The 19545-nt window shown below is 67.4% G+C and carries 20 protein-coding genes; 15 read left to right on the forward strand and 5 right to left on the reverse strand.

Going from position 1 to position 19545, the window contains the following annotated elements; genetic code table 11:
* Nucleotides 1-107: 107 nt before the first annotated feature.
* The 4 genes from DMX10_RS13235 to DMX10_RS13250 all read left to right on the forward strand — a co-directional run bounded on the left by DMX10_RS13235 (nucleotide 108) and on the right by DMX10_RS13250 (nucleotide 3583).
* A complete protein-coding gene (locus DMX10_RS13235; protein WP_111261491.1) occupies nucleotides 108-905 on the forward strand; it encodes a hydroxymethylpyrimidine/phosphomethylpyrimidine kinase in 798 nt (265 codons plus the stop codon).
* The gene (thiE, locus tag DMX10_RS13240; protein ID WP_111261492.1) at nucleotides 902-1531 is read left to right on the forward strand and encodes a thiamine phosphate synthase; all 630 of its coding nucleotides are present in this window, start codon (nucleotides 902-904) and stop codon (nucleotides 1529-1531) included. The genes DMX10_RS13235 and thiE overlap by 4 nt, the downstream gene beginning before the upstream one ends.
* 37 nt (nucleotides 1532-1568) lie before the next feature.
* Entirely contained in the window at nucleotides 1569-2858 is a 1290-nt protein-coding gene (hemL, locus tag DMX10_RS13245; protein ID WP_111261493.1) for a glutamate-1-semialdehyde 2,1-aminomutase, read from the forward strand.
* Nucleotides 2859-3034: 176 nt separating this feature from the next.
* Nucleotides 3035-3583 carry a tetratricopeptide repeat protein gene (locus DMX10_RS13250; RefSeq protein WP_111261494.1) on the forward strand — a complete coding sequence of 183 codons (549 nt, stop codon included), beginning with the start codon at nucleotides 3035-3037 and terminating at the stop codon, nucleotides 3581-3583.
* Between the two features lie 270 nt (nucleotides 3584-3853).
* Here DMX10_RS13250 and DMX10_RS13255 read toward each other — a convergent pair whose 3' ends face one another.
* Complete coding sequence (locus tag DMX10_RS13255; protein ID WP_111261495.1) at nucleotides 3854-4183, reverse strand: DUF1820 family protein; 330 nt, start codon at nucleotides 4181-4183, stop codon at nucleotides 3854-3856.
* Between the two features lie 128 nt (nucleotides 4184-4311).
* Here DMX10_RS13255 and miaB point away from each other — a divergent pair, with 128 nt between their 5' ends.
* From miaB to lnt, 5 genes are all read left to right on the forward strand, one after another.
* The gene (gene miaB, locus DMX10_RS13260) at nucleotides 4312-5652 is read left to right on the forward strand and encodes a tRNA (N6-isopentenyl adenosine(37)-C2)-methylthiotransferase MiaB (protein WP_111261496.1); all 1341 of its coding nucleotides are present in this window, start codon (nucleotides 4312-4314) and stop codon (nucleotides 5650-5652) included.
* Between the two features lie 90 nt (nucleotides 5653-5742).
* Nucleotides 5743-6765: a PhoH family protein gene (locus DMX10_RS13265; RefSeq protein WP_111261497.1), complete on the forward strand. Its 1023-nt coding sequence runs from the start codon at nucleotides 5743-5745 to the stop codon at nucleotides 6763-6765.
* A complete protein-coding gene (ybeY, locus tag DMX10_RS13270; protein ID WP_111261498.1) occupies nucleotides 6758-7231 on the forward strand; it encodes an rRNA maturation RNase YbeY in 474 nt (157 codons plus the stop codon). The genes DMX10_RS13265 and ybeY overlap by 8 nt, the downstream gene beginning before the upstream one ends.
* A 22-nt stretch (nucleotides 7232-7253) precedes the next feature.
* Nucleotides 7254-8093, forward strand: a complete 840-nt coding sequence (locus DMX10_RS13275) for an HlyC/CorC family transporter (protein WP_111261499.1) — start codon at nucleotides 7254-7256, stop codon at nucleotides 8091-8093.
* Nucleotides 8094-8195: 102 nt separating this feature from the next.
* Nucleotides 8196-9716 (forward strand): apolipoprotein N-acyltransferase, encoded by a 1521-nt coding sequence (gene lnt, locus DMX10_RS13280; RefSeq protein ID WP_111261500.1) that lies wholly within the window; start codon nucleotides 8196-8198, stop codon nucleotides 9714-9716.
* A 70-nt stretch (nucleotides 9717-9786) separates the two neighbouring features.
* Here the strand turns inward: lnt and DMX10_RS13285 are convergent, their stop codons facing one another.
* On the reverse strand, nucleotides 9787-10548 hold the full coding sequence (locus tag DMX10_RS13285; protein ID WP_111261501.1) for a YdcF family protein: 762 nt from the start codon (nucleotides 10546-10548) through the stop codon (nucleotides 9787-9789).
* Between the two features lie 25 nt (nucleotides 10549-10573).
* Nucleotides 10574-11017, reverse strand: a complete 444-nt coding sequence (locus DMX10_RS13290; protein ID WP_111261502.1) for a hypothetical protein — start codon at nucleotides 11015-11017, stop codon at nucleotides 10574-10576.
* 241 nt (nucleotides 11018-11258) lie between these two features.
* Between DMX10_RS13290 and leuS the strand changes: the two genes are divergently transcribed.
* The 6 genes from leuS to lipA all read left to right on the forward strand — a co-directional run bounded on the left by leuS (nucleotide 11259) and on the right by lipA (nucleotide 18450).
* Nucleotides 11259-13880, forward strand: coding sequence for a leucine--tRNA ligase (gene leuS, locus DMX10_RS13295; protein ID WP_111261503.1), 2622 nt, complete (start codon nucleotides 11259-11261; stop codon nucleotides 13878-13880).
* 60 nt (nucleotides 13881-13940) lie between these two features.
* Nucleotides 13941-14546 (forward strand): LPS assembly lipoprotein LptE, encoded by a 606-nt coding sequence (gene lptE / locus DMX10_RS13300; RefSeq protein WP_111261504.1) that lies wholly within the window; start codon nucleotides 13941-13943, stop codon nucleotides 14544-14546.
* A 44-nt stretch (nucleotides 14547-14590) separates the two neighbouring features.
* The gene (holA, locus tag DMX10_RS13305; protein ID WP_111261505.1) at nucleotides 14591-15628 is read left to right on the forward strand and encodes a DNA polymerase III subunit delta; all 1038 of its coding nucleotides are present in this window, start codon (nucleotides 14591-14593) and stop codon (nucleotides 15626-15628) included.
* Between the two features lie 75 nt (nucleotides 15629-15703).
* A complete protein-coding gene (gene arfA, locus DMX10_RS13310; protein WP_044410741.1) occupies nucleotides 15704-15856 on the forward strand; it encodes an alternative ribosome rescue factor ArfA in 153 nt (50 codons plus the stop codon).
* 56 nt (nucleotides 15857-15912) lie between these two features.
* Nucleotides 15913-17214 carry a lytic murein transglycosylase gene (locus DMX10_RS13315; RefSeq protein WP_111261506.1) on the forward strand — a complete coding sequence of 434 codons (1302 nt, stop codon included), beginning with the start codon at nucleotides 15913-15915 and terminating at the stop codon, nucleotides 17212-17214.
* A 183-nt stretch (nucleotides 17215-17397) separates the two neighbouring features.
* A complete protein-coding gene (lipA, locus tag DMX10_RS13320; RefSeq protein ID WP_111261507.1) occupies nucleotides 17398-18450 on the forward strand; it encodes a lipoyl synthase in 1053 nt (350 codons plus the stop codon).
* A gap of 102 nt (nucleotides 18451-18552) precedes the next feature.
* Here the strand turns inward: lipA and lipB are convergent, their stop codons facing one another.
* Both lipB and DMX10_RS13330 read right to left on the reverse strand, forming a co-directional pair.
* Nucleotides 18553-19173, reverse strand: coding sequence for a lipoyl(octanoyl) transferase LipB (gene lipB, locus DMX10_RS13325; RefSeq protein ID WP_111261508.1), 621 nt, complete (start codon nucleotides 19171-19173; stop codon nucleotides 18553-18555).
* Nucleotides 19173-19454, reverse strand: a complete 282-nt coding sequence (locus DMX10_RS13330; protein ID WP_111261509.1) for a DUF493 domain-containing protein — start codon at nucleotides 19452-19454, stop codon at nucleotides 19173-19175. The genes lipB and DMX10_RS13330 overlap by 1 nt, the downstream gene beginning before the upstream one ends.
* Nucleotides 19455-19545: the final 91 nt, after the last annotated feature.

Genomic DNA, 19545 nt, shown 5'->3' on the forward strand with positions numbered 1-19545 from the left:
ACTTGGGCAGGCGCTGCCGGGGCACGTCGCCGCTGAGGCGATTTGTCCGACAATGCGCGGCGCCCGGGCGGGCTCCGGCAGCGGGAAAAGTGATAAGCTCGCGCACCATGAAAAAGCCCATCTCCCGCCCCATCGTCCTCTGTCTTTCCGGCCACGACCCCAGTGGCGGCGCCGGTCTCCAGGCGGACATCGAAGCCCTGATCGCCCAAGGTTGCCACGCGGCTCCCGCCGTGACCGCCCTCACCGTTCAGGACACCGTCAACGTCTCCGACTTCCGCGTGCTCGATCGCGAATGGGTGCTGGCCCAGGCCCGTGCCGTGATCGCCGACCTGCCCGTCTCGGCCGTCAAGCTGGGCATGCTCGGCTCGGTGGAGATGGTCGAGACCGTGCTGGAGATCATGCAGGCCCTGCCGGGCGTACCGCTGGTCTGCGACCCGGTGCTGCGTGCCGGCGGCGGCGGTGCCCTGGGCAAGGACGAGGTCGGCTTCGCCATGCGCGAGCGCCTGCTGCCCGTCGCCACCCTGGCCACCCCGAACCTGCCGGAGGCGCGCATCCTCGCCGAGCTGCCCGAAGGCAGCGCCGACCAGTGCGCCGAGAAGCTGCTGCCGTTCGTCCAGCACCTGCTGATCACCGGCGGCCACGGCGACGAGACCGACGTGCACAACCGCCTCTACTCCCGCGACGGCGCCCAGCACACCTTCACCTGCCAGCGCCTGCCGGGCAGCTACCACGGCTCCGGCTGCACCCTGGCCAGCACCCTGGCCGGTCGCCTGGCACTGGGCCAGGACCTGGTCAGTGCGGTGGAAACGGCCCTGGACTACACCTGGCGCACCCTGCGTGACGCCGAGCAACCCGGTCACGGCCAGTTCGTGCCGCGTCGCCTGCCCCTGGATTTCTGCTCATGAAACTGCGCGGCCTCTACGCCATCACCGACAGCGCCCTGCTCGCCGATGGTCGCCTGCTGCCCTACGTCGAGGCGGCGCTCAAGGGCGGCGCGAGACTGCTGCAATACCGCGACAAGTCCGCCGACGAAGCCCGTCGCCTGCGTGAGGCCGAAGCCCTGCGCGAACTCTGCGCACGCCACGGCGCGCAGTTGATCATCAACGACGACGCCGAGCTGGCCGCACGCCTGAGCGTCGGCGTGCACCTGGGCCAGACCGACGGCTCCCTCGCCGCCGCCCGCGCCCTGCTCGGCCGCAACGCCATCATCGGCGGCACCTGCCACGCCAGCCTCGACCTCGCCGCAGCCGCCAGCGGCGAAGGCGCCAGCTACATCGCCTTCGGCCGCTTCTTCAACTCCCAGACCAAGCCCGGCGCCCCTGCCGCCACGCCCGACCTGCTGGAGGAAGCACGGCGCCGCTTCAACCTGCCGCTGGTGGCCATCGGCGGCGTGACCCAGGACAACGCCCCGGAGCTGATCGCCCGTGGTGCCGACCTGGTCGCCGTGATCCACGCCCTGTTCGCGGCCGACAGCCCCGCCGAAGTCGAGCGCCGCGCGCGCGCCTTCAGCGCGCTGTTCAACCCGGCCTGAGCCCCGTACGTACACCCGTTTCCAGAGAGAGCCCGACATGTCCCGTTCCGAAACCCTGTTCGCCAACGCCCAGAAACACATCCCCGGCGGCGTCAACTCGCCGGTCCGCGCCTTCCGGAGCGTCGGCGGCACACCGCTGTTCTTCAAGCACGCGGAAGGCGCCTACGTGACGGACGAGGACGACAAGCGCTATGTGGACTATGTCGGCTCCTGGGGCCCGATGATCCTCGGCCACGGCCACCCGGACGTGCTCGACGCCGTGCGCCGCCAGCTGCAGCACGGCCTCTCCTACGGCGCACCGACCGCCATGGAAACCGAGATGGCCGACCTGGTCTGCTCCCTGGTGCCGTCCATGGAGATGGTGCGCATGGTCAGTTCCGGCACCGAGGCCACCATGAGCGCCATCCGCCTGGCCCGTGGCTATACCGGTCGCGATGCGATCATCAAGTTCGAGGGCTGCTACCACGGCCACTCCGACAGCCTGCTGGTCAAGGCCGGTTCCGGCCTGCTGACCCAGGGCGTGCCCAGCTCGGCCGGCGTGCCGGCGGACTTCGCCAAGCACACCCTGACGCTGCCCTTCAATGACATCGGCGCCGTCGAGAAGATGCTCGCCGAAGCCGGCGCCGACGTGGCCTGCATCATCGTCGAGCCGGTCGCCGGCAACATGAACTGCGTACCGCCCGCTCCCGGTTTCCTCGAAGGCCTGCGCCGCCTCTGCGACCAGCACGGCGTGGTGCTGATCTTCGACGAGGTGATGACCGGCTTCCGCGTCGCCCTCGGCGGCGCCCAGGCCCACTACGGCGTGACGCCGGACCTCTCCACCTTCGGCAAGATCGTCGGTGGCGGCATGCCCGTGGGCTGCTTCGGCGGCAAGCGCGAAATCATGTCGCAGATCGCCCCGCTGGGCCCGGTCTACCAGGCCGGCACCCTGTCGGGTAACCCGCTGGCCATGGCCGCCGGCCTGACCACCCTCAAGCTGATCAGCCGGCCTGGCTTCCACGCCGAGCTGAGCGACTACACCAGCCGCATGCTCGACGGCCTGCAGCAACGCGCCGATGCCGCCGGCATCCCCTTCGTCACCACCCAGGCGGGCGGCATGTTCGGGCTGTACTTCAGTGGCGCCGACGACATCGTCACCTTCGACGACGTGATGGCCAGCGACGCCGAACGCTTCAAGCGCTTCTTCCACCTGATGCTGCAGGGCGGCGTGTACCTGGCGCCCAGCGCCTTCGAAGCGGGCTTCACCTCGATCGCCCACGGCAACGCCGAGCTGGCCATCACCCTGGACGCTGCAGAGCGCGCGTTCGCCGAGCTTAAAAAGGCCTGACCGCCTTTACGCGGCCGTTACATCCGGGAGCCCGGCCCAGTGGCCGGCGCCCGGATGCAAGGAAATCCGCGCAAAGACTTTGTAAGAAGCGCCTTGCTTATTTCATAATGTGACGGTCGGCGCGTTTCGCCGGCCGGGCCCGTCGCCCGCACTGCTTTTCGAGGCGTTGTGATTTCATGAACCGCACCGGCCGCATCCTGACCCTGGGCAGCCTGTTGCTCCTCTCCCCGCTGCTGGCCGAAGCCGGCGGCAACTCCCTGCTGATCCCGGCCACCGGGCGCTGCAGCCTGAATACGCAACCCGAAGACCAGCAGGAAGCCCTCTCCAACTGCCAGCAGGCCGCCAAAGCCGGCGACACCGAGGCGCAGTACGAGCTGGGCGAGTTCTACTACGACGGCAAGCGCACCCCCCGCGACCTGCACCAGGCACTGAACTGGTTCGAGCAGGCCTCCCTGAAAGGCAACGCCCAGGCGCAGTTCCGTCTCGGCAACATGTTCTTCCGTGGCGAAGGCGTGCCGGCCAGCAATGTGCAGGCCTATATCGTGCTGAAGATGGCTGCGGTGAACGGTTCGGACGAAGCGATGGACACCGCCGACATGGTCTCCGGCCAGATGCGTGCCGACGAACTGGAGATCGCCACCCAGGTGCTGGGCCAGATCTTCCGCAACTACCTGATCGAGCTGCAGACCGCCGACGGCGGCTCGCCTTTCGCGCCGTTGCCTTAGGAGCAGCTGGAAGCTGGAAGCTGGAAGCTGGAAGCTGGAAGCTGGAAGCTGGAAGCTGGAAGCTGGAAGAGCCTGGGGGATCGACGATGGTCGTCAACTCCAGGCTTTCTTGTTTTCGCAACCTGGACGTAGGGTGGACCACGCTTTATCGGTCCACCGCTCGGAGTCATGCCGAACACCGCTCCGCATGGGTTTCGCTACGCTAGCGGAACGCCGCCCGCCCCACCCTACACACGACACTTCCAGCTTCAGGCTTCAGGCTTCAGGCTTTCAGCTGCTCTTATCCGGCATCGGCATGGGGAACGGCATGACGTTGCCGGTGACCTTGGCTTCGCTGATCTTCGGCGTACCCAGGCGCTCGACTTCGTCGATGCGGATGATCGCGTGCATGGGCACGAAGCTGCGGACCACGCCTTCGAACTGGGCCTTGAGCTTTTCTTCGCTGGGGTCGACCACCACCTGGGTGCGTTCGCCGAAGACGAATTCCTCCACCTCCAGGAAACCCCACAGATCGCTCTGGTAGATCTGCTTGGCGTACATCTCGTACACCTGGCCCTGGTTGAGGAAGATCACCTTGTAGATGGGTTCGCGCTTGGTCATGGAGGAGGCGGCAGGAGGGGGAAGTTCGAGGGGCGCGAAGCATAGCACGGCTCCGGACGGTCAACGCTAGGAAGCCGGGGCCCTGCCGACTATAATGCGCGGTTCTTCGAACCACCCGACGAACGTGCATGGCCAAGAAGCTTTACATCGAGACCCACGGTTGCCAGATGAACGAGTACGACTCCTCGCGCATGGTCGACCTGCTGGGCGAACACCAGGCGCTGGAAGTGACCGAGCGCGCCGAAGACGCCGATGTCATCCTGCTCAACACCTGCTCCATCCGCGAGAAGGCGCAGGACAAGGTGTTCTCGCAGCTCGGCCGCTGGCGTGACCTGAAGCAGCAGAACCCGCACCTGGTGATCGGTGTCGGCGGCTGCGTCGCCAGCCAGGAAGGCGCGGCCATCCGTGATCGCGCGCCCTATGTCGACGTGGTCTTCGGCCCGCAGACCCTGCACCGCCTGCCGGAGATGATCGACGCTGCACGCAGCACCCGCACGCCCCAGGTGGACATCAGCTTCCCCGAGATCGAGAAGTTCGACCGCCTGCCGGAACCGCGTGTGGACGGCCCCAGCGCCTTCGTCTCGGTGATGGAGGGCTGCAGCAAGTACTGCACCTTCTGCGTCGTGCCCTACACCCGGGGCGAGGAAGTCAGCCGCCCCTTCGACGACGTGCTGGCCGAGGTCATCCACCTCGCCGACAACGGCGTGCGCGAGGTCACCCTGCTCGGCCAGAACGTCAACGGCTACCGCGGCACCACCCATGACGGGCGCATCGCTGACTTCGCCGAGCTGATCCGCGTGGTCGCCGCCGTCGACGGCATCGAGCGCATCCGCTACACCACTTCGCACCCGCTGGAGTTCTCCGACGCGCTGATCCAGGCCCACGCCGAGGTTCCGGAACTGGTGAAGTTCGTCCACCTGCCGGTACAGGCGGGCTCCGACCGCATCCTCGCGGCGATGAAGCGCAACCACACCGCACTCGAGTACAAATCCCGCATCCGCAAGCTCAAGGCCGCGGTGCCGGACATCTGCATCAGCTCCGACTTCATCGTCGGCTTCCCCGGCGAGACCGAGAAGGACTTCGAAGCGACGATGAAACTGGTGGAAGACGTCGGCTTCGACTTCTCCTTCTCCTTCATCTACAGCTCGCGCCCCGGCACCCCGGCCGCCGATCTGGTGGACGACACGCCGGACGACGTGAAGAAGCAGCGCCTGCAGATTCTCCAGGGCCGCATCCACCAGCAGGGCTTCGAGATCAGCCGACGGATGGTCGGCAGCACCCAGCGCATCCTGGTGAGCGACTTCTCCAAGAAGGACCCGGGCATGCTCCAGGGCCGCACCGAGAACAATCGCATCGTCAACTTCCGCAGCGCCAACCCGCGCCTGATCGGCCAGTTCGTCGACGTCCATATCGACGACGCCCTGCCCCACTCGCTGCGCGGCACCCTGATCGACGAGACCCTGCACTGAATTCCGAGGTGCCCGAGCTTTCACAGTCGGGCACCTGGGTTTATTCTTCCTTTCCTATCCCTGCCGTTCGGCGGCCACATACAGACGACATTGAACGCACCCCTGGATTTGCACCGCTTCACCCTGGACCCCTTTGAAGCCCGTCGCTTCGCCAACCTGTGCGGCCAATTCGACGAGCACCTGCGGCTGATCGAACAGCGCATGGCCATCGAGATACGCAACCGCGGCAACCAGTTCGAACTGGTCGGCGAGCCGCAGCGTACCCAGGCCACGGAAAACCTCCTGCGCCGTCTCTACCGCGAAACCGAAGCCACCGAGCTGTCACCGGACATGGTCCACCTGTTCCTCCAGGAAACCGGCATGGAGCAGCTGGCCACCCCCGCCAAGGCCGACACCAGTGTCGCCCTGCGCACCCGCAAGGGCATGATCCGCCCGCGCGGTGCCAACCAGCAGCGCTACGTGAAGTCGATCCTCGACCACGACATCAACTTCGGCATCGGCCCGGCCGGCACCGGCAAGACGTACCTCGCCGTCGCCTGCGCCGTGGATGCGCTGGAGCGCGAGCAGGTGCGCCGCATCCTGCTGGTGCGCCCGGCGGTCGAGGCGGGCGAGAAGCTCGGCTTCCTGCCCGGCGACCTGTCGCAGAAGATCGATCCCTACCTGCGCCCGCTCTACGACGCCCTGTACGAGATGCTCGGCTTCGAGCAGGTGGCCAAGCTGATCGAGAAGCAGGTGATCGAAGTGGCGCCGCTCGCCTACATGCGCGGCCGCACCCTTAACAACAGCTTCATCATTCTCGACGAGAGTCAGAACACCACCCTCGAGCAGATGAAGATGTTCCTCACCCGCATCGGTTTCGGCTCCACGGCCGTGATTACCGGCGACATCACCCAGGTCGACCTGCCGCGCGGCACCCGCTCCGGCCTGACCCACGTGATAGACGTGCTGCGGGACGTGCCGGGCATCGCCTTCACCCACTTCAAGTCCCAGGACGTGGTGCGCCACCCGCTGGTGCAGCGCATCGTCGAAGCCTACGACCGTTACGACAATCGCAACCAGCCCAAGCCCAAGCCTGCCGACAACGACCCGGGTGCGATCGACGCCGATGCTTGAACTCGACCTGCAACTGGCCAGCGAAGCCCCCGCGCTTCCCGCTGAAGCCGACTTCCGCCGCTGGTGCGAACTGGCCCTGCGCCAGCGCAGCGCCGACTCGGAGCTGACCATCCGCCTGGTGGACGAGCCCGAGGGCCGCGAACTGAACCACACCTGGCGACACAAGGACTACGCCACCAACGTGCTGTCCTTCCCCGCCGACGTACCGGACGGGCCGGGCGGCGAACCGCTGCTGGACATCCCGCTGCTCGGCGACCTGGTGATCTGCGCCCCCGTGGTGGCACGCGAAGCCGCCGAGCAGGGCAAGTCGCCTGAGGCCCACTGGGCGCACCTGGTCATCCACGGCTGCCTGCATCTCCTCGGCTACGACCACATCGAGGACGAGGAAGCCGAGGAAATGGAAGCACTGGAACGGGATTTGCTGGCTGAACTGGGCCACCCCGACCCCTATCGCGATGACGAATGAGAAAGGCACCGAGCAAGGACATATGAGCGAAGATCGATCGAGCAACGGGCACAGGTCCTGGCTGGAAAAGCTGACCCAGGCCTTTGCCCATGAGCCGAAGAACCGCCAGGAGCTGCTGGAGCTCCTGCGCGAAGCGCATCAGAACAAGCTGCTGGACAGCGAAGCCCTGTCGATCGTCGAAGGTGCGATCCAGGTCGCCGACCTCCAGGTACGCGACATCATGGTGCCGCGCTCGCAGATGATCAGCATCAAGGCCAACCAGAGCCCGAAGGAGTTCCTCCCCGCGATCATCGACGCCGCGCACTCGCGCTACCCGGTGATCGGCGAAGGCCTGGACGACGTGATGGGCATCCTCCTGGCCAAGGACCTGCTGCCGCTGATCCTCCAGGCCCCGGAGCGCCCCTTCAACATCAAGGACATGCTGCGCCCGGCGACCTTCGTCCCCGAATCCAAGCGCCTCAACGTCCTGCTCAAGGAGTTCCGCGCCAACCACAACCACATGGCCGTGGTCATCGACGAATACGGCGGCGTGGCGGGCCTTGTGACCATCGAGGACGTGCTGGAGCAGATCGTCGGCGACATCGAGGACGAGCACGACGTCGAGGAAGACAGCTACATCAAGCCGCTGCCCAGCGGTGACTTCATCGTCAAGGCGCTGACCCCGGTTGACGCCTTCAACGAGTTCTTCGAGACCGACTTCTCCGAAGACGAGTTCGACACCGTCGGCGGCCTGGTGATGGGCGCCTTCGGCCACCTGCCCAAGCGCAACGAGATCACCGAGATCGGTGGCTTCCGCTTCCGCGTGCTCAACGCCGACAGCCGCCGCCTGCACCTGCTGCGCCTCACCCCGCTGTCCCGCTGATGCGCCACCACGCCCGCCGCTTCCCGGCGCGGGCGTGGCCCGGCTAGACTGCGCCGCGACGAACTCCCGGGCGCCCCGCGCCACCAAGCCCAAGGACTGTGCATGAACTGGATCACCCGCCCCGGCTGGCCGGGCAACCTGCTGGCCCTGGCGGCCGGCGCGCTCACCCCGCTGGCCCTCGCGCCCTTCGATATCTGGCCCATCTCGTTGCTGTCCCTGGCGCTGTTCTACCTGGGCCTGCGCGACCTGGCGCCCAAGGCGGCCTTCGTCCGCGGCTGGTGCTACGGCTTCGGCCTGTTCATCGCCGGCACCAGCTGGATCTACGTCAGCATCCACGACTACGGCGCCGCCTCGGTGCCGCTGGCGGCCTTCCTCACCGGCGGCTTCAGCGCCGGCGTGGCGCTGTTCTTCGCCCTGCCCGCCATCGTCTGGGCGCGCTGGTTCCGCCGCAGCGAAGCGCCCCTGGCCGATGCCCTGGCCTTCGCCGCCCTGTGGCTGGCCCAGGAAGCATTCCGCGGCTGGTTCCTCACCGGCTTCCCCTGGCTCTACGCCGGCTACAGCCAACTCGACGCCCCCCTGGCCGGGCTCGCCCCGGTGGGCGGCATGTGGCTGGTGTCCTTCGTCCTGGCGCTGACCGCCGCCTTGCTGGTCAACCTCGTGCGCCTGCGCGCGCGCCCGGCCTTCCTCGCCGCCGGGGTGGTGCTGCTGGTCGGCCCCTGGATCGCCGGCCAGTCCCTGAAGGGCCACGCCTGGACCAGGCCCGCCGGCGAGCCGCTGAAAGTCGCAGCCCTGCAGGGCAACGTCGAACAGAACATGAAATGGGACCCGGCCCAGCTCAACGCCCAGCTTGCGCTGTACCGCGACATGACCTTCAACGCCGAGCAGGCCGACCTGATCATCTGGCCGGAAACCGCCGTACCGGTGCTCAAGGAATACGCCGAGGGCTACCTGTCGGTGATGAACCGCTTCGCCCTCGAGCGCAAGGCCACCCTGATCACCGGCGTGCCGATCCGCCAGGCCAACGAGCGCGGCGAGAAGCGCTACTACAACGGCATCACCGTGATCGGCGAAGGCGAAGGCACCTACCTCAAGCAGAAGCTGGTGCCCTTCGGCGAATACGTGCCCCTGCAGGACGTGCTGCGCGGCCTGATCGCCTTCTTCGACCTGCCCATGTCCGACTTCGCACGCGGCCCGACCGACCAGCAACCGCTGCTGGCCAAGGGTTACCGCATCGCGCCCTTCATCTGCTACGAGGTGGTCTACCCCGAATTCGCCGCGGGGCTCTCCGCCAACAGCGAGCTGCTGCTGACGGTGAGCAACGACACCTGGTTCGGCACCTCCATCGGCCCGCTGCAACACCTGCAGATGGCGCAGATGCGCGCCCTGGAAGCCGGCCGCTGGATGATCCGCGCCACCAACAACGGCGTCACCGCGCTGATCGACCCCTTCGGCCAGATCACCGAACGCATCCCGCAGTTCGAGAAAGCCACCCTCTACGGTGAAGTGGTGCCGATGCAGGAGCTGACGCCCTACCTAAAATGGCGCGCCTGGCCCTTGGTCATTCTTTGCGGCCTGCTGTTCGGCTGGGCCCTGCTGGCCAGCCGCATCGCCAAGACTGTCTGACTCCACGCCCCGGACCGTCACCGGGGCCGCTCCACCGTAGCGCGGGCTTCAGCCCGGGGCGCGCGGAGGGTCAGCGATAGGCCAGCGGATAGGCGAGCAGCCCTATCCACTCGTTGAGCAGCATGCCGTTCTTCCACACTGCTGGCGCCTCGGGCAGCCAGCCGCCGAACGGGTCGCCGGGGGGAACCCCGTAGGCGCCCATGGGCGCCGTCACCACCTCCAGGCCGACTTTCTCGAAGCACCAGCGCGCCCGTCGCATGTGGAAGGCCTGGGTCACCAATACGACCCTGTCGATCCCCTCCGCCTTGAGGATGCGTGCGCTCTCCACGGCGTTCTCCCAGGTGGTGCGGCTGCTGCCTTCCTGCCAGCGAACCGGCACCGACAGCTCCGACTCCAGGGTCCGCGCCATGATCGCCGCCTCGCTGGGCGGGGTGCCGTAATGCAGCCCGCCGGAGGTCAGCACCGGCAGGCCGCTGGCCTTGGCCAGGCGCGCCGCATAGCGCACACGCTCGGTGGCCAGCAGGCTGGGCTGGTCCTCGCCCCAGGCGGGGTCGCCACGCATGCGCCCGGCGCCGAGCACGACGATAGCCTGGGCGCGGGACGCCAGGCCGCTCCACTCGTCCCGGGTCAAGTGGGGTTCGGTTTCCAGCGCCCGTGCCGACCACTCGACCACCACCGGCAGGCTCATCGCCAACAAGCCGCCGAAGCCCAGCACGAAGCAGCACAGCGCCAGGCGCGGGCTGCGCCGGCGCAGCCACCAGCCGGCCAGCAGGAGCAGCAGCAGGCCACCCGGCGGCAGCAGCAATTGTTTGAAGAAATAGCGAATGGGCATCGAGCACCTCCAAGGTGCGCGAAGCCTAACGGGGATTACCGGTACGGAAAAGCTGCGAACCACAGGCCGGGCAGGCCTGCACACCCTGGCCACGCTGCCAGCTGGCGGCCGCGCCGCAAAGCGCGCAGACCAGTTGCTGGCGCCGCTTGAACAGGGGCTTGGCGACACGTGGCGAGGCCGCAGGGGTCTTGGCGGCGGTACGCGTGAGCTTGGACTTGGCCGGCTGCTGCTCGATCAACGCCAGCTCTTCGGCGGCCGCGTGCCATCCACGCAGCCAGTGCAGGTCGTTGTCGAGGTAGGCACGGATCAGCTCGAGTTCGGCGGGGCTGAGCCCTTTCAGCTCCAGCTCGCGGGGGTCCTCGTCACGCAGGCGGATGGCGGTATCGGCTTCGTCCAGCGCGAGCGCCAGGCGATGCAGCAGCCGCTCGTAGAGCCCGCTCGCCGATTCCGCTCGCCGCATCTCGCCCATCCAACGACACCTCGTTACCGCATCCGATTTTTGCAAAGCTAATGAATAGCTTAGCGCCAGGCGTCGAACCTACAGGGTGCCGCGACAAACGGTGGGCCGGGGCCTGGCGGCGGTCAATCAGGGTTTCCCTCAGCCAAGGGGGGTCATGTATGCTAAGCCGCTTGAATTTCCTTTTCAGATCAGGCCTACCGGTCCCCGGACAGCGACCCTTCTGAATGCCCATTTCTCAGCGCAAGTAGCCATGCACGAAAACTACCAGCCCCGCGAAATCGAAGCCGCCGCGCAATCCCACTGGGATTCGCAGAAATCCTTTGTAGTCAGCGAACAGCCCGGCAAGGACACCTTCTATTGCCTGTCGATGTTCCCCTACCCGAGCGGCAAGCTGCACATGGGGCACGTGCGCAACTACACCATCGGCGACGTGATCGCCCGCTACCAGCGCATGCAGGGCAAGAACGTGCTGCAGCCCATGGGCTGGGACGCCTTCGGCATGCCGGCGGAAAACGCGGCGATGAAGAACAACGTCGCCCCCGCCAAGTGGACCTACGAGAACATCGCCTACATGAAGTCCCAGCTGAAAAGCCTGGGCCTGGCGATCGACTGGTCCCGCGAAGTCACCACCTGCAAGCCGGACTACTACCGCTGGGAGCAGTGGCTGTTCACCCGCCTGTTCGAGAAGGGCGTGATCTACCGCAAGAACGGCACCGTGAACTGGGACCCGGTGGACCAGACCGTACTGGCCAACGAGCAGGTCATCGACGGCCGTGGCTGGCGTTCGGGCGCGCTGATCGAGAAGCGCGAAATCCCGATGTACTACTTCAAGATCACCGCCTACGCCGATGAGCTGCTCTCCAGCCTCGACGACCTGCCGGGCTGGCCCGAGCAGGTCAAGACCATGCAGCGCAACTGGATCGGCAAGTCCCGCGGCATGGAAGTCAGCTTCCCCTACGATGCAGCCAGCATCGGCCAGGCCGGGGCGATGAAGGTCTTCACCACCCGTCCGGACACCCTGATGGGCGCGACCTACGTGGCCGTGGCCGCCGAGCACCCGCTGGCGGCGATCGCCCTGCAGAAGCTGCCGGCCGACAAGGCCGCCGAACTGCAGGCCTTCATCGACGAGTGCAAGCGCGGCGGCGTCGCCGAAGCCGACATTGCCACCCAGGAAAAGAAGGGCCTGCCGACGACGCTGTTCGTCGAGCACCCGCTGACCGGCGAGAAGCTGCCGGTGTGGGTCGCCAACTACGTACTGATGAACTACGGCGAAGGCGCCGTGATGGCCGTGCCCGCCCATGACGAGCGCGACTTCGAGTTCGCCGCCAAGTACGGCCTGCCGGTCAAGCCGGTGGTGCGCACCAGCGCCGGCGACGAAACCCCCGCCCCCTGGCAGCCCGCCTATGGCGAGCATGGCCAGTTGATCAACTCCGGCGAATTCGACGGCCTGGACTTCCCCGGTGCCTTCGATGCCATCGAAGTGGCCCTGCAGAAGAAATCCCTCGGCCAGGCCCGCACCCAGTTCCGCCTGCGCGACTGGGGCATCAGCCGCCAGCGCTACTGGGGCTGCCCGATCCCGATCATCCACTGCCCGAGCTGCGGCGACGTACCGGTCCCCGAGGACCAGCTGCCCGTCGTGCTGCCCGAAGACGTGGTGCCGGACGGCGCCGGTTCGCCGCTGGCCAAGATGCCCGAGTTCTACGAATGCAGCTGCCCGAAATGCGGCGCCGCGGCCAAGCGCGAAACCGACACCATGGACACCTTCGTGGAGAGCTCCTGGTACTTCGCCCGCTACGCCTCGCCCACCTACGACAAGGGCATGGTCGACCCCGCCGCCGCCAACCACTGGCTGCCGGTGGACCAGTACATCGGCGGCATCGAGCACGCCATCCTGCACCTGCTCTACGCGCGCTTCTTCCACAAGCTGATGCGTGACGAAGGCCTGGTCAGCTCCGACGAGCCGTTCAAGAACCTGCTGACCCAGGGCATGGTGGTCGCCGAGACCTACTACCGCACCACCGCCAACGGCGGCAAGGACTGGTTCAACCCGGCCGATGTCGAGGTCGAGCGCGACGCCAAGGCCAAGGTCATCGGTGCACGCCTGAAGAGCGACGGCCAGCCGGTGGAAATCGGCGGCACCGAGAAGATGTCCAAGTCGAAGAACAATGGCGTGGACCCGCAGGCCATGATCGACGCCTACGGCGCCGACACCTGCCGCCTGTTCATGATGTTCGCCTCGCCGCCGGACATGAGCCTGGAATGGTCCGACTCCGGCGTCGAAGGGGCCAGCCGCTTCCTGCGCCGCGTCTGGCGCCTGGGCCAGGCCCACGTCAACGCCGGCCTGCCGGGCAGCCTGGACAAGGCCAGCCTGAACGACGCCCAGAAAGAGGTGCGCCGCGCCATCCACCTGGCCATCAAGCAGGCCAGCCAGGATGTCGGCCAGCACCACAAGTTCAACACCGCCATCGCCGCCGTGATGACGCTGATGAACGTGCTCGAGAAAGCCGCCCAGGACACCGACCAGGACCGCGCCCTGCTGCACGAAGGCCTGGAGACCGTGGCCCTGCTGCTGGCGCCCATCACCCCGCACATCAGCCACGAACTGTGGCGCGAGCTCGGCCATGCCGACCCGGTGATCGACGCCAACTGGCCCAAGGTCGATGCCGACGCCCTGGTGCAGGACAGCCTGCAACTGGTGGTACAGGTCAACGGCAAGCTGCGCGGGCACATCGACGTACCGGCCGACGCCAGCCGCGAAGCCGTCGAGGCCAGCGCGCGGGAGAACGAGAACGTGCTGCGCTTCACCGAAGGCCTGACCATCCGCAAGGTCATCGTGGTGCCCGGCAAGCTGGTCAACATCGTCGCCAACTGATTGAGCCCGGGGCCGCGTGTGGAGCGCGGCCCCGGTACGTTCGCCAAGGGGAAAACAGAAATGAAGAAACGGAATCTGCTGGTCGTGGGTCTGGCCGTGATGCTCAGCGCCTGCGGCTTTCAACTGCGCGGCACCGGCGACACCCGGTTCGCCCTGAAGGAAATCGACGTCACCGGCCGCAACAGCTACGGCGAGACCGTCAAGCAGGTCCGCGAGCTGCTGGAGAACAGCGACGTCAACGTCCACGCCGGCGCGCCCTACACCCTGGTCCTCACCCGCGAGAAGGAAGACCAGCGCACCGCCACCTACACCGGCTCCGCGCGCAGCGCCGAGTACGAGCTGAACGTCACCCTCGACTACGAGATCCGTGGCAACAAGGACCTGCTGCTGCTCAGCGACCGCATGGACGTGCAGCGCTACTACACCCACGACAGCAACAACCTGATCGGCTCCGACCAGGAGTCCAGCCAGCTGCGCGAGGAAATGCGCCGCGAGCTGGTTCAGCAACTGGCCATGCGCCTGCAACTGATCACGCCCGAGCGCCTGGATCAGCTGCAGACCGAAGCCGAAGCCAAGGCCAAGGCCGAAGCCGACGCCCTGGAAGCCGAGCGTCGCGCCGAAGAAGCCAAGCCGCAGCAATCCCCGCTGCAACTGCCCGTCCAGTAAGGTGCACGGGGCCGCTATTGCGGCCCCGGTCATTTCCCCTGCCCATGAAGCTCAACGCCGCCCAACTCAGCAAGCACCTGCAAGGCACCCTCGCGCCTGTCTACATCGTCAGCGGCGACGAGCCGCTGCTGTGCCAGGAAGCCTGCGACGCCATCCGCACGGCCTGCCGCGAGCGCGATTTCAACGAGCGCCAGGTCTTCAACGTCGAGGCCAGCTTCGACTGGGGGCAGCTGCATGAAGCCGGGGCCAGCCTCTCGCTGTTCGCCGACAAGCGCCTGATCGAATTGCGCATCCCCAATGGCAAGCCCGGGGACAAGGGCGCCGCCGCCCTGCTCGAGTACCTCTCGCGCCCGCCGGAAGACACCCTGCTGCTGGTGAGCCTGCCCAAGCTGGACGGCAGCACCCAGAAGACCAAATGGGCCAAGGCCCTGATCGACGGCCCCAACGCCCAGTTCCTGCAGATCTGGCCGGTGGACGCCCACCAGTTGCCGCAATGGATACGCCAGCGCCTGTCCCAGGCCGGCCTCGCCGCCAACCAGGAGGCGGTCGACCTGATCGCTGCCCGGGTCGAAGGCAACCTGCTGGCCGCCGCCCAGGAGATCGAGAAGCTCAAGCTGCTCGCCGAAGGCGGCCAGATCGACGCCGCCACCGTGCAGGCCGCAGTGGCCGACAGTGCCCGCTTCGACGTCTTCGGCCTGATCGACGCCGCGCTCAACGGCGAGGCCGCGCACACCCTGCGCACCCTCGAAGGCCTGCGCGGCGAAGGCGTGGAAACCCCGGTGATCCTCTGGGCCCTGGCCCGAGAACTGCGCCAGCTGGCCGGCATCGCCCAGCAGTACGCCCAGGGCGTGCCGCTGGAGAAAGCCTTCGCCTCCGCCCGCCCGCCGGTGTGGGACAAGCGCCGCCCCCTGGTCAGCCGTGCCCTGCAACGCCACCCTGCCTCGCGCTGGAACCAACTGCTCAGCGATGCCCAGCGCATCGACGCGCAGATCAAGGGCCAGGCCCCCGGCGACCCCTGGATCGGCCTCGCACACCTCGCGCTCAGCCTCGCCGGCCAGCGCCTGCCCATCCCCGCCGCCTGACACTGGACATCGCCCGCACGCGGGAGCAAGATGCGCGCGCCTGCAACCCCGCAGGCGCCCAGTGGAGAGTCGGCCATGGCCAAGCAACGCAAGAAACCCAACAAGGCGAAGAGCATCGTCGCCCAGCCCCTGTTCCGCAGCCGCCAGGAACAGCCACTGAAAGGCAAAGGCAGCTACCGCCGCGAAGCCTCCCGTAACTGGGAGGCTTCTTCGCTTCTGGCCGCCTGAAAAGGGTCATCCGTGTTAAGGTCGCGGCTTGTTTTTGCAGCTGTCGAGACCGCCCCATGCTCCTCGCCCCCGTACCCGGCCTGATTCTCCGCAGCCTGGCAGTGGCCACCACCCTCGCAGTCCTCAGCGCCTGCGCCGATACCCCGAATAGCTCCGCTCCCCTGGCCGCTGCCCCGGCGCAATCCGCCGCCCAAGCCTCTCCCGCCCAGCCGCCGGTCGCACCCGAAGTGCTGCCCGAGGAGACCTTCGAGCAATGGCGCGCCCGCTTCCGCCAGGAAGCACTGGCCGCCGGCATCCGCGCCACCATTTTCGACCAGGCCTTCCAGGGCGTAGAACCGGACCCCGCCGTGGTCAGCGCCGACCAGAGCCAGCCCGAATTCACCCGGCCGGTCTGGGAATACCTCGAAGGGGCCATGTCGCCATACCGCGTCCGCAAGGGCCAGGCCCTGCTGGCGGAACACGCGCGGATACTCGACGCCATCGAGCAGCGCTACGCCGTCGACCGCCAGACCCTGGTGGCCGTCTGGGGCATGGAAAGCAGCTTCGGCCAGTTCATGGGCGACAAGTCGGTGATCCGCTCCCTCGCCACCCTGGCCTACGAAGGCCGCCGCCCGGCCTTCGCCCACGCCCAGCTGATCGCCGCCCTGGAGATCATCCAGCACGGCGACATCAAGCCTGCCGGCATGCGTGGCTCCTGGGCCGGCGCCATGGGCCAGACCCAGTTCATCCCCACCACCTACAACACCCATGCGGTGGACTTCGACGGCGACGGCCGCCGCGACATCTGGAACTCCACCGCCGACGCCCTGGCCTCCACCGCCCACTACCTGCAGGCCTCGGGCTGGCAGAAGGGCAAGCCCTGGGGCGCCGAGGTGAAGCTGCCAGCCGGCTTCGACTATGCCCAGGCCGACACCGACACCCGCAAGACCGTGGCCGAGTGGCAGGCGCTGGGCGTACGCGTACCGCTGCCCGCGCACCTGGCCCAGGAGCGCGGCTACCTGCTGCTGCCCGCCGGCTACCGTGGCCCGGCCTTCCTGGTACTGGACAACTTCCGCGCCATCCTCAAGTACAACAACTCGTCTTCCTATGCCCTGGCCATCGGCCTGCTGTCCCAGCGTTTCGACGGCCAGGGGCTGATCGCCGGTACCTGGCCCAAGGGCGACAAACCCCTGAGCCGCACCGAGCGCATCGAACTGCAGGAGGCCCTGGCCAGCGGCGGCTACAACCCCGGTGCCGCCGACGGCATCATCGGTGCCAACACCCGCAAGGCAATCCGTGGCTACCAGCAGCAGCTCGGCTGGCCGGCCGACGGCTATCCCAACCAGCAGTTGCTCGAGCAGTTGCGCAGCGCGCGCTGAAGCGCCCCGCCTGAACGGCGCAACGGGCCGCCCGGCCCCGGCCGGGAGCCCCGCAGACCGTACAGGCGGGCAGTTGACCATCCGGTCATTTCGCTCCAGCCGAGACCGGCCGCTGTGTTACACTGCGCCACCCCTTTTTTGCCCCCGTGGCAGCCAACTGAGCCTCTAGCGGAGCCAGTTCCGATGTCCGATTCAGCCCCGTCCAAACCCGTCGCCAGTGGCGAGAAGTTCCGTAATGCCCAGGGCATCACGGCGATCAAGGATGGCCAGAAGCGCCGCGCCTCGGCCGAACCCCAGGTATTCGAACCCAAGCCCAGCTGGCTGCGGGTGAAGGCTCCCGGCGGCAGCCGTTTCGAGGCGGTCAAGCGCAACGTCGGCGAGCACCGCCTGAGCACCGTGTGCCAGGAATCCCATTGCCCGAACATGGGCGAGTGCTGGTCCAACGGCACCGCCACCATCATGTTGATGGGCTCGGTGTGCACCCGCGCCTGCCGCTTCTGCGCCGTGGACACCGGCAACCCCAATGGCTGGCTGGACCAGGAAGAGCCGCAGAACACCGCCAAGTCCGTCGAGCTGATGGCGCTGCGCTACATCGTGCTGACCTCGGTGGACCGCGACGACCTGGACGACGGGGGCGCCAGCCACTACGCGGCCTGCGTGCGCGCCATCAAGGAACGTACCCCCAATGTGGTGGTGGAGGCCCTGACGCCCGATTTCGACGGCGACCTCCAGGCCATCGAGCGCGTGGTCGACTCGGGCCTCGAGGTGTTTGCGCAGAACGTCGAGACGGTCAAGCGCCTGACCCATGAGGTACGCGACCCCCGCGCCGGCTACGAGAAGACCCTGAACGCCCTGGCGCACGCCAAGCGCCACCGCCCGTCCGTGCTGACCAAGACCAGCCTGATGCTCGGCCTGGGCGAGACCGACGAGGAAGTCATCGAGGCCATGGACGACCTGCGCGCCATCGGCGTCGACATCCTCACCCTCGGCCAGTACCTGCAACCGACCCGCAACCACCTCAAGGTCCAGCGCTGGGTCAGCCCCGAGGAGTTCAACCGTTTCCGCGACATCGGCCTGGAGAAGGGCTTCATGGAAGTCGCCGCCGGCCCGCTGGTACGTTCCAGCTACCGCGCCGACCGCGTGTTCGAGAAGAACAACCTGGGCCTCGCCGCGCCGGTCCCGGTGCCGGGCCAGCCCCAGGACACCAGCCTCATTCCCGCCCTCAACCTGGGTTGAACGGCCACGGCAAGGCCGCCCCGGGAAACCGGGGTGGAGTGCGATGAAGGGAAATCAGGACTTCGAAAAAAGGCGCCCACCGGGCGCCTTTTTCGTATCTGCCTAGCGCGGGTAGAGCCGGTCGCGCAGGACGCGCTCCAGCCGCTGCGCCACCTCGTCGAACGACGGCGGCGAATCGAGCAGCTCACGGAGCTGCACCATCTTCAGCCCAGCGTAGCCGCAGGGATTGATGCGCTGGAAGGGCGACATGTCCATGTCCACGTTGAGTGCCAGGCCATGGAAGGAGCAGCCGCGGCTGACCCGCAGCCCCAGCGAGGCGATCTTGTCGCCCGCGACATAGACGCCGGGGGCATCCGCCTTGGGCGCGGCCTCGATGCCATAACCGGCCAGCACATCGACCAGGCTCTGCTCCATGGTGGTTACCAGCTCACGCACACCCAGGCCCAGGCGGCGCAGGTCGAGCATCAGGTAGCCCACCAGCTGGCCGGGGCCGTGGTAGGTCACCTGGCCGCCACGATCGACCTGCACCACCGGGATGTCACCCGGCGCCAGCAGGTGCTCGGCCTTGCCGGCCTGCCCCTGGGTGAATACCCGGGGGTGCTGCAGCAGCCAGATTTCATCGGGGGTGCTGTCGTCGCGCTCGGCGGTGAGCCGGCGCATCGCCTCCAGGGTCGGCAGGTATTCGGCCAACCCCAGGTGACGGACGATGAGCTCGGGCGCCACTAGAGCACCATGTGCACGCGGCCGGTAGCACGCAGGTCGACGTGAATCGCCTGCAACTGGTCGACGCTGGTGGCGGTGATCAGTACCTGCACGGAGAGGAAGCGGCCGTTGCGGCTGTCGCGTGCCACCAGGGTGGTGACGTCGAGGTCCGGCGCATGGCGCTGGATGATCTCGACGACCAGGTCGGAGAAGCCCTCGCCGGCATCGCCGATCACCTTGATCGGGTAGCGCTCGCAGGGGAATTCGATTTTCGGGGCTTGTACGTCGGTTTCGTCGGTCATGGCGGCGGCGGACTCGTGGCCCGCGATGCGGACGCCCCGCCACCCGGGTGGGGTGCGGGGCGTCGGCTCAGTAGGTCGGTTGGTACGGCTC

The organism is Pseudomonas sp. 57B-090624 (assembly GCF_003234055.1).
GTDB lineage: Bacteria > Pseudomonadota > Gammaproteobacteria > Pseudomonadales > Pseudomonadaceae > Metapseudomonas > Metapseudomonas tohonis.

Coding starts and splice junctions, on each gene's coding strand:
- DMX10_RS13290 (WP_111261502.1), bottom strand. CDS start 11,017: ATGGGCGAGATGCGGCGAGCGGAATCGGCGAGCGGGCTCTACGAGCGG.
- miaB (WP_111261496.1), top strand. CDS start 4,312: ATGGCCAAGAAGCTTTACATCGAGACCCACGGTTGCCAGATGAACGAG.
- leuS (WP_111261503.1), top strand. CDS start 11,259: ATGCACGAAAACTACCAGCCCCGCGAAATCGAAGCCGCCGCGCAATCC.
- ybeY (WP_111261498.1), top strand. CDS start 6,758: ATGCTTGAACTCGACCTGCAACTGGCCAGCGAAGCCCCCGCGCTTCCC.
- DMX10_RS13275 (WP_111261499.1), top strand. CDS start 7,254: ATGAGCGAAGATCGATCGAGCAACGGGCACAGGTCCTGGCTGGAAAAG.
- DMX10_RS13250 (WP_111261494.1), top strand. CDS start 3,035: ATGAACCGCACCGGCCGCATCCTGACCCTGGGCAGCCTGTTGCTCCTC.
- DMX10_RS13315 (WP_111261506.1), top strand. CDS start 15,913: ATGCTCCTCGCCCCCGTACCCGGCCTGATTCTCCGCAGCCTGGCAGTG.
- holA (WP_111261505.1), top strand. CDS start 14,591: ATGAAGCTCAACGCCGCCCAACTCAGCAAGCACCTGCAAGGCACCCTC.
- lipA (WP_111261507.1), top strand. CDS start 17,398: ATGTCCGATTCAGCCCCGTCCAAACCCGTCGCCAGTGGCGAGAAGTTC.
- DMX10_RS13330 (WP_111261509.1), bottom strand. CDS start 19,454: ATGACCGACGAAACCGACGTACAAGCCCCGAAAATCGAATTCCCCTGC.
- hemL (WP_111261493.1), top strand. CDS start 1,569: ATGTCCCGTTCCGAAACCCTGTTCGCCAACGCCCAGAAACACATCCCC.
- lnt (WP_111261500.1), top strand. CDS start 8,196: ATGAACTGGATCACCCGCCCCGGCTGGCCGGGCAACCTGCTGGCCCTG.
- arfA (WP_044410741.1), top strand. CDS start 15,704: ATGGCCAAGCAACGCAAGAAACCCAACAAGGCGAAGAGCATCGTCGCC.
- DMX10_RS13235 (WP_111261491.1), top strand. CDS start 108: ATGAAAAAGCCCATCTCCCGCCCCATCGTCCTCTGTCTTTCCGGCCAC.
- lptE (WP_111261504.1), top strand. CDS start 13,941: ATGAAGAAACGGAATCTGCTGGTCGTGGGTCTGGCCGTGATGCTCAGC.
- thiE (WP_111261492.1), top strand. CDS start 902: ATGAAACTGCGCGGCCTCTACGCCATCACCGACAGCGCCCTGCTCGCC.
- DMX10_RS13285 (WP_111261501.1), bottom strand. CDS start 10,548: ATGCCCATTCGCTATTTCTTCAAACAATTGCTGCTGCCGCCGGGTGGC.
- DMX10_RS13255 (WP_111261495.1), bottom strand. CDS start 4,183: ATGACCAAGCGCGAACCCATCTACAAGGTGATCTTCCTCAACCAGGGC.